This window comes from Thiospirochaeta perfilievii, from assembly GCF_008329945.1.
GTDB classification, from domain to species: domain Bacteria; phylum Spirochaetota; class Spirochaetia; order DSM-2461; family DSM-2461; genus Thiospirochaeta; species Thiospirochaeta perfilievii.
In genome coordinates this window covers 3,289,787-3,311,880 of the sequence record NZ_CP035807.1, presented here as the reverse complement: position 1 = coordinate 3,311,880, position 22,094 = coordinate 3,289,787, and the positions used below count along the sequence as shown (strand labels likewise).

Below are 22,094 nucleotides of genomic sequence, written 5' to 3'. Positions count from 1 at the left end.
TTAACTTTCCAAAACTGACTTAACTATAAAAAAGCTGTTATTATCAGAGATATCGATAAGTTGATTGCTCTTAGACTCTGTCCCGTTTTTATTAACAATAACTTTAACTATAGGCTTTAAAGGAGTACTTTTATTAATAGCTACAACTTGGCATATGGACGCATCATTTAAAGCAACATATGAACCTATAGGATATATCCCTATACTTTTAACCGCTATATTTAGGATTGATGGATCATATCTCTGTCCATTATCACCAATTATTGACTTTATAGCATCATAGCCATGCAGAGACTCCCTATAGGGTCTATCTTCCCTCATAGAGATATAACCATCTAAAACAGATAGGATTCTAGATAAATAGTTAATCTCATCCTGGCTTTTACCCCTTGGATACCCTTTACCATCCCACCTCTCATGATGATCTAAAACAATATCTATAATTTTTTTTGTAAATCCTAAATCCTCTAATATTTGGGAACTATAAATAGGATGTTTCCTAATTTCAGCTATCTCGTCTTCACTTAACTGACCACTTTTATACAAGATTTCCTTAGGAACCCTATTCATTCCTAAATCTTTTAAAAGTGCAGCGACACCTAGATCAATTAAATCCCCATGGGGTAGATTTAGATCAACACCAACAATAAGTGATAGAATACATATATTTACAGCTTCAATTTCATATTTTTTAATATCATCGAGGTTTTTCTTAGAAAAAACCTTTGATACAAACTGGTCCCTCTGATTTTGAATCAAATAGAGTGAGTTTTGTACATCCTCTTCTATATCATCAATTAAAAGAGTTCCACCAAATCTTATAAGTTCTCCCCATCTATGAACTTTAGAGAGAAGTATATCGTATTCAACATTATAATTATTTTTCATAATAGGTTAATTATACTGTTTTATCATTTTCTTGTCTCTTCATTTTCCTTTTAAAAAAAATCTTTGAAAAAAATAATTTAATAAATTAAACTTAATAAAGTAATGGAGGATATATGTCATTAACAAAGAGATTTTTAAAAACTAAACCAGAATGTAAAGTAACCTTTAAATTAGACGAAGAAGCTTGCCACGATGCAAAATCAATACATTTAGTAGGTGATTTTAATGGGTGGGATAAGGAAGATACACAACTTAAAAAAAATAAAACTGGAGATTATTCAGTTACAGTTACACTGGAAGTTGGTAAGGATTATCATTTTAGATATCTTATAGATGGTAAAAAGTGGGTAAATGATTGGGAAGCAGATTATTACGCCCCTACAGAGTTTAATAGTGAAAACTCAGTAGTTAGACTTTAACTAAATGGGGGCTACCCCCCATTTAATTATTAGTGGTTACACCCACAACTACTTTTTTAATCACCCTTAGAGGAACAACATCCCCCCTTAGCACCATCATTAGATGAGCAACATCCACCTGAAGAGTCACTTCCATGGGATCCACATCCACAACCTGAGGATTCACCAGATAGACTGTTTAATTCATCAAGGCTAGCTGGTCTTACACCTTGGACAGTGCAATTTAGTGTTAACTTCTCTCCTGCATAGGGATGATTTGCATCAACTGTTACATATTCATCATCAATACTAACAACCTTAAGTAGTTGAGTATTACCACCACCAACATCAAAATTATATAACTTCCCCACCTCCATCTGGTCTATTAGGTGGGCAAACTGGGCTCGGGGAACAGGCATAACATTCTCTGGCTTATATACTCCATATCCATCCTCAGGTTCAATTATTCCTGTATAGCTATAACCTACTCCCTGTCCATTTATTGCATTTTCTATTCCTGGCATCATCATTCCAACACCGTGTATATATATTAGTGAACCATTTAATTCCGATGAATCTATAATCTTTCCAGATTCATCAGAAAGATTATAGTCTAATTTTACAACACTCTTTTCTGTTATATTCATATAGTTCTCCTTAAAAATAGACATTATAGCAATTGACTTTATAAACAACAATAATTAGATTAGTACAAAATGGTTCTTTTTAAGATAATTGGGGAAAGAGGTTAAACTCCTCTACGGTCCCGCCACCGTGTTAAAGTAGTTATTTTCTATTTTTAAGTCGGATTACCATCCATTTTATACCTTTAATAATAATCTGCGATGAACAGATTAAGGAGAAATAATGAGAAATCTCAAAAAAGTAGTTATATACTTATTACTACTTACATCAAATGTAATTTTCGCTACATCAAATAGTGAAACCAATAACAATTCTAACAGTTTTTTACAAATAACTGATTATAGAGGACGGGAAGTAGTATTGGCTAGTGAACCACAAAGGGTGATATCACTAGCACCAAATATTACTGAAACAATTTTCAAACTAGGGGCAGAGGATAAGTTAGTAGGAAGAACAGACTACTGTGACTACCCTGTAGAAGTAGATAAAATAGAGTCCATTGGAACTCTTTTACAACCAAGCATTGAAAAGATTGTAGAGCTTAATCCTGATGTAATTATTGCAAGTACCCATTTTTCAAATGAACTACTTACTAAATTAGAGAATATAAAGTTAAAGGTTATAATTATTGATGAGTTAGGAAGTTTAGAGGGATTATACAGTAATATTTTAGATGTTGGGTCGATTGTTAATAAAAAGGATCAGGCAAATTTAGTAGTAAACAATTTAAAAAGTAGAATTGAAGAGCTAAGCAATATGGTTAAAGATCTAGATAAACCATCCCTATACTATGTAATTAGCTACGGAGAGTATGGTGACTTTACTTCTGGGGGTGATACATTTATATCCCAACTACTAGAATTATCCGGTGGAATAAATATTGCTAAAGACTCCATGGGCTGGAGTTACTCCTTAGAGAAGATTGTTGAGAAAAATCCAGATATAATAATCTGCTCTAAATATTATAATACACTCCAGGGCATTAAGAGTGCTACAGGGTATAAAGAGCTACCTGCTGTAAAAAATAACAGAGTCTATGAGATAGATAACAACCTTATTGATAGACAAGGACCAAGGGTTGGAGATGGTTTAGAAGCTTTAATTAAAATAGTACACCCTGAGTTATTCTAAGTGAAAAATAAAAACAATAGGTCTAAATTACTTATAGGCCTAGTTGCTATATTAATAGTAATTTTAATCTCTACAACTATAGGTTATGCAAATATAACAGTAGTTCAAACTATAAAGATACTTATTAACAGGGTTTATACTATTTTTGATGTAACTGATTTCCCAGTTAATAGTGAAATAAACATAGTATTTGTTAGACTTCCAAGAATATTAGGAGCATGCCTAGCCGGTATGGGTTTAACTATGTCAGGGATAATTTTTCAGGCAATTTTAAGAAACCCTATGGCGGAGCCATACATTTTAGGAGTATCCTCTGGAGCAGCCCTAGGCGCTGCTATTTCTATAGTTTTAAGTATAAACTTTGTACCATTTTTTGCACTAACAGGGGGGCTTTTAGCATCCATACTTGTTATTTTTATAGCTGGTAATAGCTACAATACCAACAGAATAATTTTATATGGGGTTTCTCTTAACTTTTTCCTATCATCTATGTTAACCCTAATAATTAGCCTAAACCACAATAAGAGTAGTGATATACTCTTTTGGACACTAGGTAGCTTTTCGACAATGAACTATTTTAAAGTAACCCTTATGCTTTTAGCCGATCTAATAGGAGTAATACTACTATTTTACTACTCTAGGGAGTTAAATATTTTCACTATGGGTATTCCTGTGGCAAAAACACTAGGTTTAAATGTTAAAAAATATAGAACTCTATTATTAGCTATAGCTTCTATAATAACAGGGGTTATAGTATCCTTTACTGGAATTATAGGTTTTGTAGGTCTAATAATACCCCACCTAGCAAGGCTTTTTGTTGGCTCTGAACATAAAAAAGTAATATCTTTATCCCTACCTTTAGGGGCAATATTTATGATGATATGCGACACTCTATCTAGATCTATTTTAACAAACGAACTTCCTGTTGGAGTTATTACATCCTTAGTTGGAGCCCCTGTCTTTGTCTATCTATTAAAGAAAAGGAGTAGTTAGTGGGTCTATATATTAACAATCTATCTTTTAGTTACGGAAAAAACAGAATACTAAAAAACATTTCAACAACTTTTAACCAAGGGGAGATAACAGTAATAACAGGCCCCAATGGTTCTGGAAAGAGTACTCTAGTAAAGGGTATTATGTCACTAATAAAGATAGAAAAGGGTTCTATTTATTTAAATAATAAGGATATACGTAGATATTCAGTTGAAGAAAAATCCAGAATATTAGGTTATGTATCCCAGGATATATATAGAGATTTTGACTTTTCTGTATACGAAGTTGTAGAGATGGGTAGATACCCATTTAAGAAGGAGTGGAACTATGCAAAGGATAAAAAAGCTATAGATCTGGCACTAAATCTAACTGATACTAAGGTATTTAGAGATAGGTCAATTAACTCTTTAAGTGGAGGAGAACTTCAGCGAGTACTACTGGCAAGGGCCTTAGCAGGAGAACCTAAATACCTTATACTTGATGAACCTGCATCAAACCTTGATATAGCCCATAATATTGAGATGATGAAACTTTTAAAAAAACTTACAAGGGAGCTAGGATTAACAACAATTATAGTATTACACGATCTTAACTCAATCCTTCACTATAGTGACAACATAATTATGCTTAATCGGGGTAAATTAGAGTTACAAGGCAAAACAAAAAAACTCTTAACCCCAGAAAATATAAAAAACATCTACGGAATTAGTAGCGAAATAGTTATAGATAAAAGTGGTAGGAAACATATTTTAACAATTTAGAAATGTAACTTAACCTTCTCCATTTCAATTTTAAAGCGATCTAACTCTTTACCTTCTAATGTTCTACCTGGAGGTATTTTAATACTACTAGGATTAACAAATTTACCATTATATCTTGTCTCATAATGTAGATGAGGCCCTGTAGAGTTACCTGTAGAGCCTACATATCCAATAATTTGACCTTGTGTAACTTTAACTCCCACCTTCATCCCTTTTGCATGGGATACCATATGTCCATATAGTGTCTCATACCCGTTAGGATGCCTAATTCTAATATGAATTCCGTAACCTGTATTACTAACAACTGCAGCAGAAATTACCCCATCCCCTGATGCATATATAGGTGTTCCCTGTCTTACTGCAAAGTCTATACCTCTATGAAATGCTGTATATGATGATATTGGATGTATTCTCATTCCAAAACCTGATGATATATAAGCACCATTCACTGGAGTTTTTAATAGAGCTTTTCTTGCAGACTTTCCCTCTTCATTATAATAATCACTTTTACCATCATCAGTTGTAAATCGGTATATTGGGTATCGAGTACCATCTATTTTTAAAACAGCAGAGAGTATATTCCCATGCTTTATAATTTCTCCCCTATCATCTAAATAGTTTTCATAGTTAACTTCAAACTCTGTACCACTTACAATATCCCGTTGAAAATCTACATCAAAGGAGTATAACTGCATTAAGTTCATTATAACATTTGGACTTATACCACTCTCTATACCTGACTGATAAAGTGTATTATCTATTACACCTTGGCCATTAAAAACCTTAGTAAAATACTCTTTTTCTACTATATTAGCAATAAAATTATCTGTTTTATCCCTTTTTACAACTACCGATTGATCATAACCTAAATCAATCTCATAACCTAAAAATTTCTTTCGATCCCTCCAATCATAGGAGATTGTAACCCTACTCCCAGCTTTTAAATCTCTTGGATCAAAAACAGATTTCAGAGCCCTAGAAGAAGCAATAACTAAAGATTCTGAAATATCTTCCTTCATCAGTAGGGAGTCTATAGAGTAACCACTTAATACCTTAACTAGTTTATTGTATGTTTCAGGCTCTAAGAAGGTCTTAACTCTACTGTCCTGGAGGGTAATTTCTTCTTGAGGAGTTATATTAAAGGAGTTAATTAGGTACTTCCTATTAGAGTAGATGTTCATAGCTATTACACAAACTATTATTAATAAATACGTTAAAGCCTTCTGGCTACTTGATTTTTGACTTACATTGCTCATTTTATTCTTTTCGGTATAAAAGTTTATTTTGATAAACATAGATTCTATTTTTCTACCATATTCTATTGAAAGATAAAATTAAAAAGAATAAAATAATAATTAATTATATCTAAATTTTAAGGAAAACAAACATGTCTAATAAAATTTTTGACAAAGTAAAGCCAGGTGTTATATTTGGTGATGATGTAAAAGAAGTATTTAGAATTGCAAAAGAAAACAAATTCGCAATTCCTGCAGTTAACTGTGTTGGTTCAGACTCTATTAACGGGTGTTTAGAAGCTGCTCAAAAAGCTAACTCGCCAATTATTATCCAATTTTCAAATGGTGGTGGTGTTTTTAATGCTGGTAAAGGTTTAAAACTTGATGGTCAACAAGCAGCTATTCTTGGGTCAATCTCTGGTGCGGAACACGTACATAGATTAGCTGAAGCGTATGGTGTAGTTGTAATATTACATACTGACCACTGTGCAAAAAAATTATTACCATGGATCGACGGATTATTAGATGCAGGTGAAGAGTTCTTTAAAAAGAATGGTAAACCTCTATTTACTTCCCACATGTTAGACTTATCTGAAGAGCCTATCGAAGAGAACATGGAAATTTCTGCTAAATACTTAGAAAGAATGGCTAAAATGGGTATGACTTTAGAGATAGAGTTAGGTATTACAGGTGGTGAAGAAGACGGTGTTGATAACTCACACGTTGCTAAAGAAGACCTATATACTAAACCAGAAGAAGTTAACTATGCATATGAGCAGTTAAGCAAAGTTTCTCCAAACTTTACTATTGCAGCATCATTTGGAAATGTACACGGTGTATATAAACCAGGTAATGTTGTATTAACTCCATCAATCTTAGATGCGTCTCAAAAATTCATTCAAGAAAAACACAATACAGCTGATAAACCAGTTAACTTTGTATTCCATGGTGGATCAGGTTCTGAGCCAGCTAAGATTGAAGAAGCTATTGGTTACGGTGCAATTAAAATGAATATTGATACTGATACTCAATGGGCTACATGGGAAGGTATTAAAAACTTCTATACTGAAAAAGAAGCTTACTTACAGGGACAAATTGGTAACCCAGACGGTGAAGATGCTCCTAACAAAAAATACTACGACCCAAGAGTTTGGTTAAGAAAAGGTCAAGAGAGCTTAGTAAACAGAGTATTACAAGCTTATAAAGACTTAAACGCTATGGATAGAAACTAAGCAATTTTGTTTAATTATTATCTAAAAAACCCATCAGTTGATGGGTTTTTTTTATGTTTAAAGATACTCCTGAATATTCATCCAAGAGATATACTCCTGAACAAGGGATTCAAAAAGTCTATTCTGAGCCTCAACATAATAGAGTCTACTCTCCTCATACTCTATTTCAGCAATTTTAAAATCCATTAATATCATTTACTAAAACCCCTAACTTTGAGAGAAAATTAATTTCAGCCTTATATATTTTCTGCTGTATTTTAAAGTTATATTTGGCTTAATTACATTTAAACTGTGGTTAAATGGCTTATAATTAACACCAATTGAACCTGATTGCTCATTGTCAATCTCTCAATTTAAAACTTCTTGATTATGTAGTGTTAATCTCCAATTATCAGCTTCTATATCCTGTTATAAACTAGGAACATCAAATTTAGAAGAAATATAATGACTATAACTATTCCTATAATTAGAACAAAAAAACCTAGTCCCATTGCAGTTTTAACTCTTTATGTTTAGGTACTAGGGGTGATGAATCATCAACCTGTATAATCTCTATTTCAACCATACCTATCCTCCGTTAACCAACGCTACTCCTAAATAGATTCTAAATGGTTAACACTTTGTAAAAACATTGTAAAAATAGTATAAAATCACAATTTATTTATTGTAGGGCATAAAAAAAGGGGTTATGTTTAAACCATGAAAAAGAGTCAAACAAAAGGTCAAATATTAAATTTAATTTCAACAAGTCTAGTAATTATAACCCTTGTTCTTTTATCAATAATTCAACATCGATGGTTAATATCAACTGGGGAGAAGGATATTACAGAGTTATATAAAAATCTAAGTTTCTCTTTATATAGATCTCTCTATTATGAATTAAAAGACAATTTTTTTGAATTAAATAACCTATATGATGTTAGCTATAAAGAGAATGAGGATGATTTTCGGTTAGAGTTAGAGGGAATAGATCTTAAATACATCAGTAGTATAGGTTACATAAATCCTGATAACATTCTTAGCATTTATGATGGAAAGAGCTGGAATATTAGTAATTATTATAGATTTGATAGCAGGGATATTGGGATGTTTATCCCAGATAAATATAACACAGGCTTGGTGAAATATAGCTTTATTGATAAAACAAATAAGGATGTAACTATTTTTATTTATTTTGACCTTCTCTTATTTTACAAGGAAAATATCGAGAATAGGAGCGACCCATTTTTAGATAATTATGAAATCAAATGGTTCTTTAAGCAACCTGAAAACAGTGTTATTTTAGATGAGAGAGTCTATACCTTTTCTCCTCTTAAATCTATTAAAAGATTATTAACTAACCAAAACCCAAGTTGGCTTATTGAGGTAAACTTATTCATTGAATTTGATAGGGGGAAATTCCCCCATCAATTCAATTTTAGACCTTTAAACCCTAAAAGACCACCTAATGAGTCCAATCTTTTTGTTGAAGTTACATCTAGGGGTAAGTCACTTTTACAAATAAAAGAAGACTCTCTAAGCAAGCAGTGGATCTTAACAATACTATTACTTTTAGGACTAGGTTTATTCTACATTATTATACTCCAACAGATAAAAAGATTAAAAAAATTAAGATCTATGGAAAAGGAGTTTGTAGCCTCTGTAACCCATGAATTAAGAACACCTTTAGCAGTTATTGAGTTAGCTGCAGATAATATGCAAACAGGAATTATAAAACCTGATAGGATTTTAACTTATGGGGATTTAATAAAGGGACAATCAAGGAGGTTAACATCTTTAATCGAAGGGATACTACTATTTTCACGCCTTGAGGGACGGTCAGAGAAGCCTCCTATTCTAAAACAGATAGAGAGTAAAAAGATAGAAGATAGTCTAAAATCTATTAAAGAGTTAATTTTAAGGGAGTACTCTGCAGAGTTACAACTAAAATTATCTCTACCTGAAAAATTTATTTCAGATTTAGAATCAATTGAATTAATACTTACAAATTTAATAATAAATGCTGCAAAACATGCCTATAATAGTGGAGGAGTCATACGAGTTTATAGTAAAACAAGCCTACCAAACAACTTAATTTTTACTGTAGAAGATAATGGTTATGGAGTATCTAAAAAAGAGAAAAGATATATTTTTGATCCATTTTATAGAGGGGAAAGAAGCCATAGGGAACAAATTTCAGGAAGTGGTTTAGGGCTTTTCCTAATACTTAAAAAGGTTAAGTTATTAAACGGGAATATAGAACTAAACTCCCCCTATGAAAGAAGTGATGGCAAGGTTATAAGTGGATGTAAATTCACTGTTACAATACCATTTACAAAATCTTAGACAAAAAATATTTAAGATTGTAATTAAATATATTATAATTGTACCATATAATATTAATTATCTTTTATAAAAGGACATTAATGAAAAAAGTTTCGAAACCTTTAAGAATTGCAGTTATTTCTCCATTTATAAATGGATACTATCTAGGAGAGATAGTAGATAATATTAGACTTGAGTCAATAAAAAAAGGGTTTGATTTAGTTGCCATTGAAACAAGGTCTTTTAATTCATAGAGGGTCATGCACTTAATATAAGAATAGTTATAGAGGGTATAGAAAATTCCCATCAGCAAAATGTATTAAGAAGTATTGATTGTGATATAGCCCAGGGTTACTTTTATTGTAAGCCTGGACCTGTCTCTGATTTTGAAGAGTTATTATTAGAACAGAAAAAAAATAAACCTTAGTTCTGTTTTTTTAATGCTAACTCAGCTATAACTAGGGCACCTAACATATTAGCACTTTGACCACTCTCATCAATTACAGAGGGCCTTAAATAGTTATAGATACCAATTTTACTTAGGCTTTTTTGGCAAGAGGGTCCAAAATAAGGTAGTGCATAACTAGGTTTACCTCCTAAACAAAGGGGGATTCCTGGTTTCATACCATCTTTTTTACAACTATTAATTAATGTTCCTGCGGCAACTGCTAGAATATTACCATATAATTCATCTGTCTTAATTGCAGCATCTACACCCATACTTGATAACTTACTAATAAATGCTCCAGCGACAGACGGGTCATGCATTTTTGCAACTTCATGAATATCTAAAAATCGCTCATAAAATGTATCATCTCCAACAACTGCTCGAAATAATCTACATCTACCAGGGCCAGATAGAATAGTCTCCGCTCTAAGTGTTCCAGGGTCACCATTAGGACCAACAAGAACCCCACTAGGTAGGGACTCATCCTCTTTTAAAATTTTTTCAAAATTATCATAGGATGCACCAGCTTTATAAAATAGTGTTTTCAATTTTAATTTATCAAGGGCAATAGAGTAACCTGGTTCATTTGAGACATGGAGAGAACTATCCTTTCCATCCCAGTCGTAGGAAGGGTAATTTATATCTCCATCCTTTGAGATCCAAACACCTCCCCAACCGCCACCAAAAACCCAGTAGCATAACTCCATTTTTAAAACACTCCACTCAGCTAGACCACCTGCATCTGCATCGTTCTCAATCTGAGTAGGTACTGAGAAATAATTTTCCAAGGCTAACCTAATATTATACCCATTAAATTGTGGCTGATTCTTAAATAGTATAAATGTTCCATCTGAGGCCAATATACCAGCACAACAGATACCAATAGATAAGAGGTTCTTAATATCCAAACCAGCTTCTTTAACATTGGTTTCAATTATACCCTCTAAAGCAGTAGCAAATTCATCACCATGGCTTCCATAATGACTCTTTGGTAACATCATCTCTTTAATTAGTGTTTTATCCTTAGAAAAGATACCCATTTTAGCACCGGCTCCTGCTCCAATGTCTAAAGCTAAATAGAATTCAATATGTTTCATGCACAAAACTTATCATATTTTCATTATAATATACATACTTGCAAACATATTGTTACCTGTTTATAATAAATAAAATTTTAGGAGGTTAAATATGGAGAAATTCTTCAAACTTAAAGAGCATAATACAACGGTAAAAACCGAAGTACTTGCTGGAATTACAACTTTTATGACTATGGCATATATTTTAGCCGTGAATCCAGGCATTTTATCTGCAACTGGAATGGATGCAAACGCAGTATTTTTAGCTACAGCTATTTCTGCAGGGGTTGCAACACTTGTTATGGCGTTAGTTGCCAACTTACCTTTTGCATTAGCACCAGGGATGGGATTAAATGCACTGTTTGCCTTTACTGTAGTACTTGGAATGGGCTACTCCTGGGAAATGGCATTAGCTGCAGTATTTATTGAAGGTATAATCTTCATTATATTAACATTCTTAAATGTACGGGAAGCAATTATCAACTGTATACCAGTTGGTGTAAAAAAAGCTGTATCTGTGGGAATTGGTCTATTTATAGCTTTTATCGGTTTATATAATAGTAATACAGGTATTGTACAGTTAGGAGATGCTAACTCTGTACCATTAATACTTGGTAAATTATCATGGAATTCTCCAGCTTTACTAATTGTTATTGGTTTACTAATTATCTCTATCTTATTAGTACTTAAAGTTCATGGTGCTCTTTTAATTGGTATCCTAGCTTCCACTGTAATTGGTATTCCAATGGGAATAACTCCACTACCAACTAATTGGGGTTTAAATTTCAACTTATCTGAGATCGCATTTAAATTTGATTTCTCCCAAGTATTATCTATTGATATGTTAGTTGTACTGTTTACATTTCTTTTTGTTGATATGTTTGATACGGTTGGGACTTTAATTGGTGTATCAACTAAGGCTGGAATGTTAACTAAGGATGGTAAAGTACCAAACGCTAAGCAAGCCCTACTTGCCGATGCTATTGGAACAACTTTTGGTGCTTGTATGGGTACTAGTACAGTTACAACATATGTAGAGTCAGCCTCTGGTGTAACTGAGGGTGGAAGAACAGGTTTAACAGCTCTTACAACTTCCCTACTTTTCTTCTTAGCAATATTTTTATCACCAATATTCTTAATGATTCCAAGTGCGGCTACAGCACCTGCTCTTATTATTGTTGGAGTCTTTATGATGTCTCCAGTAGTTGAGATTAAATGGAATGATTATTTAGAAGCGATACCAGCCTTCTTAACAATAATTATGATGCCTTTAACTTACTCAATAGCTGAAGGTATAGCTTTTGGTATGACATCCTATGTTTTATTACACTTATTTACAGGTAAGGGTAAAAAAGTAGCTGTATTATCATACATTATAACAGCCTTCTTTATTATTGATTTTTTCTTAAAGTCTAATTAAAAAGTTTAAGTGGGTGAAAGCCCACTTACTCTATTTCTGGAATATCTTCTGGATCAAATTCTATTTCTTCAATAGTTAATGGTATAATTTCAGACCCCTTAATAAGTTTTTCTGTTTTATTCTTAATTAGAACATTTAGATCTTTAGGAATATATTTATCAAAGTTATAATAGGGCGCTAAGGATATTCCCCCCTCTTTTAAACCAAAAACTACATTAGAACCAGTACTATACTCACCTGCTGTAATTTTTTTAGTCATTAAATAACTTGTAACTGATATTTTCTTCTCTATAGAAGTTAGTGTATTATTTAAACCACCTTGGTCCTTATTTACTGCAATTACTAAAATATCACTCTCTATAGCAGATTTAAAAACACCGATATCTGAATTCCCTGCAACAGTAAAAACAATATCTACACCCTTTCCCTTTAACTCAGAGACTGCACTTGCCCCCTTCTCTTCATTATCTAAGTCATTTAAGTTAATTTCAATAATTTCACATGGTGGATTCACCTTTTTAACACCTGAATAAAAACCTAGTTTATAACTATTTATCTCTGGATTATTTTTTCCCAGAATAATACCAACCCGATTTACCTCGTTTAAAAAAGGGTGTCTATTAAAGTATTTATATGTCAAGCTCCCAGCAACAAGACCTGCTAAGTAGCCTCCATCCTGCTCTTTAAAAGTAGTTCCATATAGATTTTCTCTTATTTCACTCTCATCAAATAGTATATCAATACCTACAAAAGTTGTATTTTTATACAATTTAGCACCATCTATTAAGAGTTTTTTATTTTTATCACCAATTGCGTATACAATATCAACTCTATCCTCAACATATTTAGTTAAAATTAAAACAGAATCCTCAAGACTTTTAGATGTTTTTACTCTTAGTGTAATTAATCCCTCTTCAGCTGCCTGCTCTAAACCTAAATAACAACTATCATTACTTGAACTATCTCCAAGTCCTGGTGAGTCGAGTATTAACCCAACAACTATCTTGTCTTCAACTTTAAGTACCGGTTCATTATTACCTGAAGAGAAAATAGAGAAATTTATACATAATATTGATAAAAAGAGTAAATATTTTTTCATGATTCCACCTTAATAATTTCTAATAAATATTAACTTTTATTCATAATAGTATTATATATTTTATTAATCAATAAAAAAAACCAGAGCCTAAGCTCTGGTTGTTTATCTTTTTCCTTGATCAAAGGGTTCCCCAGCTGCTTTTGGAGCTTGGGAGCTTTTAGAAAACGCTACAAGTGCTATTAATGTAACTACATAAGGGAATATTTTTAGTATAACCCCTGGGATGGAAGCTAATAGAGGTATAGCCTGGGATACGTTGGCGATTGTAGATGCAAACCCAAAAAAGAATGTTGCACCTAAGATACCCAATGGTTTCCACTGTCCAAAAATAAGTGCTGCTAGGGCTAAGAAACCTAATCCTGCAACTGATCCATTAAATTCTCCTGAGTAAGTAACTAGTATTACAGCCCCTCCTATACCAGCAAAAACACCTGATATAAAAACTGCTACATACCGTATAAAATATACATTTATACCAGCTGCAGCTGCTGCTTGGGATGCTCTCCACAGGCTCTTAATCTTAAGCCAAATGCAGTGTTAGATATTACAAATTTTGAGATGAAAAGTAATGCTAAAACAACCCATGTAGTCATATATGTATTTGAGAAAAAGAGATCTCCTAGTAGGGGATATCTTTTAAAATAGGTATTGAAATCCTAGGTAGTCCTAATTGGATTCTAATATTCCCACTTCCAGTAATATTTCTTGCAAAAAAAACTGTTATAGCTCCTGCTATCATATTAATAGCTGTACCACTAATAACCTGATTGGCTTTTAGGTGGATACTTGCAAAAGCGTGTAATAGACTGAAAATACCAGCTACTAAGCCGGCAACTAGAATACCAATCCATATAGAACCATTAGGCATAGCTCCTTCAAGGGATGAAATGGTAATAGCACCAGCAAAGGAACCCATAACCATAAGACCTTCTAGTCCAATGTTTACGACCCCACTTCTTTCACTAAAAAGGCCACCTAAACTTGTTATTAAAAGAGGTATTGTATAAGCTATCGCATAAGGGAATAACCCTGAAATTATATCAAACATCTATTTTTTCCCCCTTTTAATAAAGGCTGTAATTTTATCTAAGAACATATGAATTAACATACTTGTTGCTGCAAAGTAGATTATTATTGCAATTATAGTATCTCCAATTTCAGGAGGAATACTTGTCATTGCATTCATAAAACCCTTACCTGAGTGTAGTATTCCAAAGAATATAGCGGTAGCTAATGCTCCGTAAGGATTATTTGCACCAAGTAGTGCAACAGCTATTCCATCAAAACCTTGGCTTGGTAATACGCCGATCTGAATATTTGATGAGTATCCAAGGTAGTATGTAACTCCAGCTAACCCTGCTAATGCTCCAGCTATAACCATGGATAAAACAATGTTTCTATTTACATTCATTCCTGCATAATTAGCTGAGTCCTTATTATAACCTACAGCTTTCAACTCAAATCCTAATACGGTTTTATTAAGTATAATAGAAATAACTATAATACAGAAAATTGCAATAAAAAGTCCCATATTAATATAGGAACCATCAAATAGATTAGTTAACCAATCGACTCTTAAGGATGCATTTGCTCCAATATTTCTAGACTCTGTCTCTAAATACTGCCCTTTAAAAAAAGCGGGAACTGAGTAGTTTACAGTCCAATATGCAATCCAGTTCATCATTATTGTAGCAACAACTTCATGAACGTTAAATTTTGCTTTTAAAATCCCAGGAATCAGAGCCCAAAGACCACCACCTATAATACCGGCAAATATTACTATTGGGATAAGTACAGGTTTAGGTAAATCTAGTGTTAAACCACATGCTGTAGCCAATAAACCACCAATTAACATCTGCCCAGAAGCACCAATATTAAAGAGTCCTGTTTTAAATGCAAAAGCGACAGATAACCCTGTTAGTATTAGGGCTGTAGCAGTTGCTAATGTATTTCCAACCCTTTCGAGGTTCATTAATCCACCTCTAAAAAGATATAAATACCCCTCTATAGGATTATTTCCAGTAAAAAGCATAAGTATTGCACCGGCAATTAAACCTAACAATACTGCAACTAATGCGACCCAAAGTGGTCGTAATTTTTCTGAATTCAAGATTGCTCTCCTTCTTTAACACCGGCCATCATTAAACCTATTTGGTTTTCATTTGTATCCTTTGCATCAACTTCCCCAATAAGTTCTCCATTGTTAATAACAACAATTCTATCTGAAAGGTCTAAAATTTCATCTAACTCCAAGGATACTAATAATACAGCTTTCCCACTATCTCTCTGCTCTATTAGTCGCTTATGAATATACTCTATAGACCCAACATCTAAACCCCTAGTTGGTTGGACTGCTAAAAGTAGGTCTGGATCTTGAAAAATCTCTCTACCTACAATCGCCTTTTGCTGGTTTCCACCAGACATGGACCTTGTAACTGTTAAAGGACCTCTCCCTGATCTTACATCAAAATCTTCTATAACTTTTAATGCGTGTTTTCTTATTTCATCCTTATTCAAGAAACCATTTGTAGAAAATCTACTACTGTCGACCTTTTCTAATACCATATTCTCTTCTAAGGAGTAATCAAGAACAAGTCCGTGTTTATGCCGATCCTCAGGAATATGGGAAATCCCCGCATCTATTCTCTCTTTTATTGTTTTATCTATAAGATTATTACCATTTAAATCAATAATACCACTCTCGGATTTTCTAATACCAGTAATTGCTTCAATTAGTTCTGTCTGACCATTACCATCAACACCTGCAAGTCCAACAATTTCCCCAGCTCTTACATTTATTGAGAAATCTTTAACACCCAGGATTTTTCTACTATTTATAACATTAAGGTTTTGAACCTTTAAAATTTCTCGACCAGGATTAAACTCACCCTTCTCTACAGAGAAAGAGACTTTTCGACCAACCATCTTTTCTGCCATCTCAGCTAATGTTGCATTTTTTACATCAACAGTATCAATAACTTTTCCACGACGAATAACAGTACATCTATCAGCAACTTGCTTAATCTCTTTTAATTTATGTGTTATTAGAATAATTGATTTACCTTCATCAATTAAATTCTTCATAATTTTCATTAACTCAATAATCTCTTGTGGAGTTAATACTGCTGTAGGTTCATCAAAAATTAATATATGAGCATCTCTATAGAGCATTTTTAGAATCTCTACTCTCTGCTGCATACCTACTGAAACGTTTTCTATTTTTTCATCTGGGTCAACATTCAGATTATACTTTTCAGATAGGGATATAATTTTATTCCTAGCCTCACTTAAATCAATCTTTAAACCCTTAGGCTCATTACCTAAAATTATATTTTCTGTAATTGTAAAGTTATGTACAAGTTTAAAGTGCTGATGCACCATACCTATACCCAGTTCACCAGCTTGGTTTGGATTCTGAATAGTTACTTCTTCTCCATTAACTTTTATATGACCACCATCAGGTTTATATAAACCAAACAAAATGCTCATAAGTGTTGATTTTCCAGCCCCGTTCTCACCGAGAAGAGCTAAAATCTCCCCTTTTTTAAGATTAATAGAAATATCATCATTAGCTATAATTCCAGGAAATTCCTTACGAATTTTCTCCATTTCTATAACGTAGTCCATAAAAGCCCCCTAAAAAAAAAGGAAGGTATTTTTCAACCTTCCCAATTAAATTATTAATATTATTTAACTAAATCACCTTGTTCTGCAGCAACTGTAATCTTACCAGATTGAAGATCAGCATAAATAGAAGCAACTTTAGCTTGTACATCTGCACTTAAGTTAGGGTTTTTAGCTGGAATACCAACACCTGTATTTGCAGCATCAAAAGTCAATACTTGACCACCAGGGAAGTTTCCTTTTAACTCTGCTGCAACCATATCAAATGATGCATTATCAATTCTCTTCATTGCAGAAGTTAAAACGATAGATTTATCACCTTCATAGATTCCCTCAGAATATTGATCAACGTCAACACCAATAATCCAAACTTTCTCACCTGATTTTGCACGATTTTTAGCTTCATTAATAGCTCCAACACCAACACCACCAGCAGCACAGAATACAGCATCTACACCTTTATCATACATTTGAGCAGCTAATTGTTGTCCAGCAGCTACATCAGAGAATGTACCTTGATAAATAATGTTCTCAGCATCAAGTTCAATACTTGTACCTAAGTTTTCGTTTGCATACATTATACCTTGTTGGAATCCCCAGTTAAATCGTTGAACTGCAGGAATTTCCATACCACCAATAAAACCAACTGAACCCTCTTTTAATTGAAGAGAAGCAGCAATAGCAGCAACAAAACCAGACTCGTGCTCAGCAAAGTTAATAGAAACTGTGTTCTCACCAACTTTTACAGAGTAGTCACCTGGGTGTGGAATACCATCTAATAAAATAAACTTGGCGTCTTTATATTTATCTTGAGCTTTAAATATAGTAGTTTCAAATTTGAAACCTGGAGTTACAATAAATTTATAACCAGCGTCATATAGGTTACCAATCTCTTTTAAATAGTCAGCCTCTGTTGTTCCAACAGGCTTTAAGTATTTAACTGTAACACCTAATTCATCTCCAGCTCTTAGAATACCTTCCCATGTACCTTGGTTAAATGATTTGTCATCGATAGTTCCAGCATCTGTAACCATACCAACCTTTAATTTAACCTGTTCCATTTTAGGTGCATCTTTTGTAGTATCCTCAGCTTTTTTTGAGCAAGAAACAAACAATAATGATGAAACTGTAACTAGTGCTAGAATTTTAGCAATTTTTTTCATTCTAAACATCTCCTAATTTTTTGTAGAATATAAAAACAATTTTATATACTAGAGTAGCAAAGGTCAAACATAATCTTCAAAAAAAGGTTTTTGGTCGTATTTTAACTTGACATATTTAATATGTGTCAAAATAAAAATTTTCTAACCCTTTTCATTTTATTCCAAATTGTATATATTATTAGTAAATTAGATTCTATGTATTACTGATTCTAATATCAAACAACAATAACGGGAGAATATGAATGCGAGTTAATAGAGATTTTGGAATTGAGGTTAACCCTTTGGGAAGTGAAAATATTGATAAATATATTAAATATATCAATATGAAATTAGCTTCTATGGGCCTACCCTACTTTGAAGGAAAAGATGATGAAGAATTAAAGACAGCTTGGGATCTAATTGAACATTTTAGAGAGAAAGATAGACTATTATCTACTCACTTAAGTCCAGCTGATACTAGGATTCAAAACTTTCTTGATAGTTATTTAAACGATCTTGATGATAAAACTGAAAGACTACCCTCAAATACTTTTGTATTAGATAAACACGGATTAGCTAGGGTTTTATCTCTTCCTGTAGATAAGGATGAATTTAAAACAGAACTAGTAAGTTCATATAGAATAAAACAGGGTGTAGTTCACAACCCTAAAAATGATAGAAGAACAACTAAAGGATCATTCCATGTTGTTGAAGGTGGTCTACCTGTACCATTTGACAAAAAAGAGGTTCCAAAGGTTGCATTCTCTAGAATATTAAAATCGGCTTTAAACCCTGGATCAGAGTTTAAAAAACTTCCATTTACATCTAGCCAGGAGAAACATGCTGAGACCTTTGTTTCCCTACTATTAAGGCCTATAGTATGTCCTGAGATACCTGGATACACAGAAGAAAAATCTATGGAAATTCGTTTTTTTGCACCAGGGAATATAGTTTGTAACTTAGATTTTGTAGAGTCTATTTTTGGAAATGGTGGTGATCCACTACTACCAGAAAATGATGCTGCATTAAACCCAAAAAATTGGACTGGTCATACAGGTTGCGTTATTTTAGCACCACAAATAACTAAATTAAAAAAGAAAGATTTAGGACTTCCAAATATAAAAGATGCTACAGAGAGACAAATTAAAGATGGAATGTGCTGGGAAAAAGAAGACGAGCTATACAATGATGGTACACCATATAAAATAACAGCTAGGGATGATAGAGGAGTTATAGTAACAATAATAGGTGATAACTACTTTGGTTATAGTAAAAAAGAGGTTAAAACTCAGATGGGTTACTCTGCAAACCTTTCAGGTTTATACGAAGAGGAACATGCTGGTGGAGCCCTAGCTTATACTTGTAAAAACCTTGGAAAGAGTTATAAGGCCGATAGTACAATAGATACGGAACATACTTTTAAAAAAGCTATGGAATTATTAAAAGATCATGTAACTATTAAACCTGAAGGATACGCTGTAGATAACAGACATCCTGAATTAATTTATGTACCAGAAGATACACTATTTACATTAATTGATGGTCAAAAAGCAACATGGAAAGGTGGAGAGATCCATATTTTACCTGGCTTTTACTACGTTTTACCATCTGGATATAAAGTAAGAATGGAAAAACATCCACAGACTCCAGCTTGGAGACTTGTAGGAACAGATGCTGAAGGTACTTTTTGCCATAAACCATGTACTGTTTCTGGTGGTGGTAAATCAGAGATCTCCAAATCTATATGGGACGCAATAGACTTTGGACCAATCTTTACTGGTGACTTTGAAGAGGATATTGTTTTAGTTGAAGAAATTATAAACAAAGATTATTCCGATAGATATAGAGTACCAAGAAAAAACAACGTTAGTAGAAAAATATTGTCCCAGGATAGATCTTTAGGTTCAGTAATTAGACTATTAAACGAGAACCCGGACTGGAGTGACGATTTTAACAACTGGTTGCAGAGTGTTCCATCAAGAATTAAATCCATTGTTTTCTTGGTTAAACGATTTTATGAACCATCATGGGGAGATAACTGGAAGGATAAGTTTAGTGTAGATTTTATTAACGGAAAACCTGGTAATCAGTTTAAATTTAATGGTAGAAAAATTAGTGGTAGTTACCTAAGAATTGGTAGGGATACAAAGGGTGTTGGAAGAACATACAAGTTAAGACAAGACTACCTACCAGCTGACAAACTACAGTTAGAGGATGATATAACAGCAAGTGTAACTGTTCCAGCTAGAATGTTAGAAAACCTAAACCCAATGTATAAAAACCAAAGTGTTAAAATGGCAGCTAACTCTGAGTCTAGATTCTTCCAAAGACCAGATGATGCTATAATTAGAGGTTATGATAAACAGGCTGAGGAAGATCTATCTTCAACAGGAATGTTTATTTCTAACTTTGAGCCGTTTCCTAGGGAGTACGCTACAGAGTTAATAAATGATACTATTAATTTTAACAAGTATACGGACCCTGTAAAAGACATGTTATTAGAAGTACAAAGGGATGAGAGTATTAAGTACTTTGTAATTTCTAGCCACCCTAGAATTGTAAATGGTGCCCCAACTAAAAACCCTAGATACCTTGAAACCCAAAAGGATTTAATCAACTCTTTAAAATCTGATGTTCATAAAATTGGAGCAAGATTATCTAGGGAAATCCCAATGGATAAACCTCTACATAATCCTGTAAACGCAATATTATCAGGAAGAAGAAACAACCCAATTGACAGAAAAGAGGGAATTAGACCCTTAGCTGTATATGGACCAATTCACTTCCAAGAACTACCTGAGTTATTAATGGACTTTATGTGTAGCTTAACAGGTAAATCTCCTTCTACAACAGGTGCAGGTTCAGAGGGTGCATTAACAAAGGGACCTTTTAACGCATTAGTTGCAACTACAGATTTAAACAACGTTATGTTATCAAACATTTTAGGTGAATATAATGGTTATTCATCAGCAGCTGGTAATATTGGTCATAAGTATAAGGTTGCCCATGATGTGTCTCTTTTAATTCCTGAACTGTGGTGTAGACTAACAGAAGATGAGAGAAATGCATACAAATTATTAGAAAATGGACATTTAGAGAGAGTTGAGGATTTTGATTACAAAGGCAGAACTATTCCTGCTAGTATTTTAGGAATGAGATTAACTAAAAAGTTTACCCAGGACTTCCTAGGTAAGATATTTGATAATCCAGACTCAATATTCCCTGAGGATATGTTAAAACCTGAATTACAAGATCTAGAGGCATTTGTTGATGGAATTGATAATATTACAGAAACATATAAGAAGATATCTACAGAATATATTAAAGATGGATCTGTAGAGTTTGCTGCGCCTCCTTTAAAGGCTTTAATGTACATTATGTCCCAGGGTGAATACCAGGGAATGACATTAAACTCTCCCCAGTTTAGAAAAATGTTTACTAGAGATGAAGTATTAAACTCTAAATGGTACCAAGACAGACTTGATGCTATGCAAGAGAAAAGCATTAAGCTTTATGAGTCCAACGTTGAATATTTAAATAACTTTATAGGTTCATCAAAGCCCCATGAAGAGAGTGTTATTGATAAAGCTAAGGTAGCTTTAAAAGAAGCTGAAGAGTTACTAAGTTATTACAAATCTGCTAAATATAGAGAAGATCTTGTAGGAACTATAGGTGCTGACCCATTAGCTAGATAATTT

19 protein-coding genes, 1 pseudogene and 1 riboswitch are annotated in these 22,094 nt (G+C 33.1%); of the genes and pseudogenes, 10 read left to right on the top strand and 10 right to left on the bottom strand.

All coding sequences use genetic code 11. The features are described from left to right. The gene (locus EW093_RS15350) at positions 1-888 is read right to left on the bottom strand and encodes an HD-GYP domain-containing protein (RefSeq protein WP_149569247.1); all 888 of its coding nucleotides are present in this window, start codon (positions 886-888) and stop codon (positions 1-3) included. A gap of 113 nt (positions 889-1,001) precedes the next feature. Here EW093_RS15350 and EW093_RS15345 point away from each other — a divergent pair, with 113 nt between their 5' ends. Further along, positions 1,002-1,307 carry an isoamylase early set domain-containing protein gene (locus EW093_RS15345; protein WP_149569246.1) on the top strand — a complete coding sequence of 102 codons (306 nt, stop codon included), beginning with the start codon at positions 1,002-1,004 and terminating at the stop codon, positions 1,305-1,307. A gap of 56 nt (positions 1,308-1,363) precedes the next feature. Here EW093_RS15345 and EW093_RS15340 read toward each other — a convergent pair whose 3' ends face one another. Next, positions 1,364-1,933, bottom strand: coding sequence for an FKBP-type peptidyl-prolyl cis-trans isomerase (locus tag EW093_RS15340; RefSeq protein ID WP_187759741.1), 570 nt, complete (start codon positions 1,931-1,933; stop codon positions 1,364-1,366). Positions 1,934-1,986: 53 nt separating this feature from the next. After that, positions 1,987-2,121, top strand: a riboswitch (cobalamin riboswitch). Positions 2,122-2,153: 32 nt separating this feature from the next. On the opposite strand from EW093_RS15340, the gene EW093_RS15335 reads away from it, so the two are divergent. From EW093_RS15335 to EW093_RS15325, 3 genes are read left to right on the top strand one after another with little or no spacing between them, the layout of a single operon-like run. Next, positions 2,154-3,062 (top strand): ABC transporter substrate-binding protein, encoded by a 909-nt coding sequence (locus EW093_RS15335; RefSeq protein WP_149569244.1) that lies wholly within the window; start codon positions 2,154-2,156, stop codon positions 3,060-3,062. After that, on the top strand, positions 3,063-4,055 hold the full coding sequence (locus EW093_RS15330; protein WP_149569243.1) for a FecCD family ABC transporter permease: 993 nt from the start codon (positions 3,063-3,065) through the stop codon (positions 4,053-4,055). Beyond that, on the top strand, positions 4,055-4,816 hold the full coding sequence (locus tag EW093_RS15325; RefSeq protein WP_149569242.1) for an ABC transporter ATP-binding protein: 762 nt from the start codon (positions 4,055-4,057) through the stop codon (positions 4,814-4,816). Before EW093_RS15330 ends, EW093_RS15325 begins: the two co-directional genes overlap by 1 nt. Here the strand turns inward: EW093_RS15325 and EW093_RS15320 are convergent. Beyond that, positions 4,813-6,072 carry a M23 family metallopeptidase gene (locus EW093_RS15320; RefSeq protein WP_187759740.1) on the bottom strand — a complete coding sequence of 420 codons (1,260 nt, stop codon included), beginning with the start codon at positions 6,070-6,072 and terminating at the stop codon, positions 4,813-4,815. The two genes, EW093_RS15325 and EW093_RS15320, sit on opposite strands and share 4 nt — an antisense overlap. A gap of 131 nt (positions 6,073-6,203) precedes the next feature. Here EW093_RS15320 and fbaA point away from each other — a divergent pair, with 131 nt between their 5' ends. Continuing rightward, on the top strand, positions 6,204-7,283 hold the full coding sequence (gene fbaA / locus EW093_RS15315; protein ID WP_149569240.1) for a class II fructose-bisphosphate aldolase: 1,080 nt from the start codon (positions 6,204-6,206) through the stop codon (positions 7,281-7,283). Between the two features lie 57 nt (positions 7,284-7,340). On the opposite strand, the gene EW093_RS17385 is transcribed toward fbaA, so the two are convergent. Continuing rightward, positions 7,341-7,478 (bottom strand): hypothetical protein, encoded by a 138-nt coding sequence (locus tag EW093_RS17385; protein WP_187759739.1) that lies wholly within the window; start codon positions 7,476-7,478, stop codon positions 7,341-7,343. Between the two features lie 504 nt (positions 7,479-7,982). Between EW093_RS17385 and EW093_RS15310 the strand changes: the two genes are divergently transcribed. The 3 genes from EW093_RS15310 (at position 7,983) to EW093_RS18155 (ending at position 10,014) form a co-directional block, all read left to right on the top strand. After that, on the top strand, positions 7,983-9,608 hold the full coding sequence (locus tag EW093_RS15310) for a sensor histidine kinase (protein WP_149569239.1): 1,626 nt from the start codon (positions 7,983-7,985) through the stop codon (positions 9,606-9,608). A gap of 80 nt (positions 9,609-9,688) precedes the next feature. After that, positions 9,689-9,841 (top strand): hypothetical protein, encoded by a 153-nt coding sequence (locus EW093_RS17380; protein ID WP_187759738.1) that lies wholly within the window; start codon positions 9,689-9,691, stop codon positions 9,839-9,841. Beyond that, a complete protein-coding gene (locus EW093_RS18155; protein WP_149569633.1) occupies positions 9,838-10,014 on the top strand; it encodes an EAL domain-containing protein in 177 nt (58 codons plus the stop codon). The genes EW093_RS17380 and EW093_RS18155 overlap by 4 nt, the downstream gene beginning before the upstream one ends. On the opposite strand, the gene EW093_RS15300 is transcribed toward EW093_RS18155, so the two are convergent. Then, positions 10,011-11,132, bottom strand: coding sequence for an ROK family protein (locus EW093_RS15300; RefSeq protein ID WP_149569238.1), 1,122 nt, complete (start codon positions 11,130-11,132; stop codon positions 10,011-10,013). The genes EW093_RS18155 and EW093_RS15300 overlap by 4 nt on opposite strands. 91 nt (positions 11,133-11,223) lie before the next feature. On the opposite strand from EW093_RS15300, the gene EW093_RS15295 reads away from it, so the two are divergent. Continuing rightward, the gene (locus EW093_RS15295) at positions 11,224-12,531 is read left to right on the top strand and encodes an NCS2 family permease (RefSeq protein ID WP_149569237.1); all 1,308 of its coding nucleotides are present in this window, start codon (positions 11,224-11,226) and stop codon (positions 12,529-12,531) included. A gap of 25 nt (positions 12,532-12,556) precedes the next feature. Here EW093_RS15295 and EW093_RS15290 read toward each other — a convergent pair whose 3' ends face one another. From EW093_RS15290 to EW093_RS15270, 5 genes and pseudogenes are all read right to left on the bottom strand, one after another. Continuing rightward, the gene (locus EW093_RS15290) at positions 12,557-13,630 is read right to left on the bottom strand and encodes a BMP family lipoprotein (protein ID WP_149569236.1); all 1,074 of its coding nucleotides are present in this window, start codon (positions 13,628-13,630) and stop codon (positions 12,557-12,559) included. A 102-nt stretch (positions 13,631-13,732) separates the two neighbouring features. Further along, positions 13,733-14,678 (bottom strand): annotated as a pseudogene (locus EW093_RS15285) (ABC transporter permease). Then, positions 14,679-15,740 carry an ABC transporter permease gene (locus tag EW093_RS15280; protein ID WP_246745047.1) on the bottom strand — a complete coding sequence of 354 codons (1,062 nt, stop codon included), beginning with the start codon at positions 15,738-15,740 and terminating at the stop codon, positions 14,679-14,681. Continuing rightward, positions 15,737-17,257, bottom strand: a complete 1,521-nt coding sequence (locus tag EW093_RS15275) for an ABC transporter ATP-binding protein (protein WP_149569235.1) — start codon at positions 17,255-17,257, stop codon at positions 15,737-15,739. Before EW093_RS15275 ends, EW093_RS15280 begins: the two co-directional genes overlap by 4 nt. 59 nt (positions 17,258-17,316) lie before the next feature. Further along, entirely contained in the window at positions 17,317-18,417 is a 1,101-nt protein-coding gene (locus EW093_RS15270) for a BMP family lipoprotein (RefSeq protein WP_149569234.1), read from the bottom strand. A gap of 242 nt (positions 18,418-18,659) precedes the next feature. Here EW093_RS15270 and EW093_RS15265 point away from each other — a divergent pair, with 242 nt between their 5' ends. Beyond that, positions 18,660-22,091 carry a PPi-type phosphoenolpyruvate carboxykinase family protein gene (locus tag EW093_RS15265; RefSeq protein WP_149569233.1) on the top strand — a complete coding sequence of 1,144 codons (3,432 nt, stop codon included), beginning with the start codon at positions 18,660-18,662 and terminating at the stop codon, positions 22,089-22,091. Positions 22,092-22,094 lie beyond the last annotated feature (3 nt).

Bases quoted from the DNA above. Each gene is read 5' to 3' on its own strand.
- EW093_RS15350 (WP_149569247.1), bottom strand. From the start codon at position 888: ATGAAAAATAATTATAATGTTGAATACGATATACTTCTCTCTAAAGTT.
- EW093_RS15345 (WP_149569246.1), top strand. From the start codon at position 1,002: ATGTCATTAACAAAGAGATTTTTAAAAACTAAACCAGAATGTAAAGTA.
- EW093_RS15340 (WP_187759741.1), bottom strand. From the start codon at position 1,933: ATGAATATAACAGAAAAGAGTGTTGTAAAATTAGACTATAATCTTTCT.
- EW093_RS15335 (WP_149569244.1), top strand. From the start codon at position 2,154: ATGAGAAATCTCAAAAAAGTAGTTATATACTTATTACTACTTACATCA.
- EW093_RS15320 (WP_187759740.1), bottom strand. From the start codon at position 6,072: ATGAGCAATGTAAGTCAAAAATCAAGTAGCCAGAAGGCTTTAACGTAT.
- fbaA (WP_149569240.1), top strand. From the start codon at position 6,204: ATGTCTAATAAAATTTTTGACAAAGTAAAGCCAGGTGTTATATTTGGT.
- EW093_RS17385 (WP_187759739.1), bottom strand. From the start codon at position 7,478: ATGATATTAATGGATTTTAAAATTGCTGAAATAGAGTATGAGGAGAGT.
- EW093_RS15310 (WP_149569239.1), top strand. From the start codon at position 7,983: ATGAAAAAGAGTCAAACAAAAGGTCAAATATTAAATTTAATTTCAACA.
- EW093_RS17380 (WP_187759738.1), top strand. From the start codon at position 9,689: ATGAAAAAAGTTTCGAAACCTTTAAGAATTGCAGTTATTTCTCCATTT.
- EW093_RS15300 (WP_149569238.1), bottom strand. From the start codon at position 11,132: ATGAAACATATTGAATTCTATTTAGCTTTAGACATTGGAGCAGGAGCC.
- EW093_RS15295 (WP_149569237.1), top strand. From the start codon at position 11,224: ATGGAGAAATTCTTCAAACTTAAAGAGCATAATACAACGGTAAAAACC.
- EW093_RS15290 (WP_149569236.1), bottom strand. From the start codon at position 13,630: ATGAAAAAATATTTACTCTTTTTATCAATATTATGTATAAATTTCTCT.
- EW093_RS15275 (WP_149569235.1), bottom strand. From the start codon at position 17,257: ATGGACTACGTTATAGAAATGGAGAAAATTCGTAAGGAATTTCCTGGA.
- EW093_RS15270 (WP_149569234.1), bottom strand. From the start codon at position 18,417: ATGAAAAAAATTGCTAAAATTCTAGCACTAGTTACAGTTTCATCATTA.
- EW093_RS15265 (WP_149569233.1), top strand. From the start codon at position 18,660: ATGCGAGTTAATAGAGATTTTGGAATTGAGGTTAACCCTTTGGGAAGT.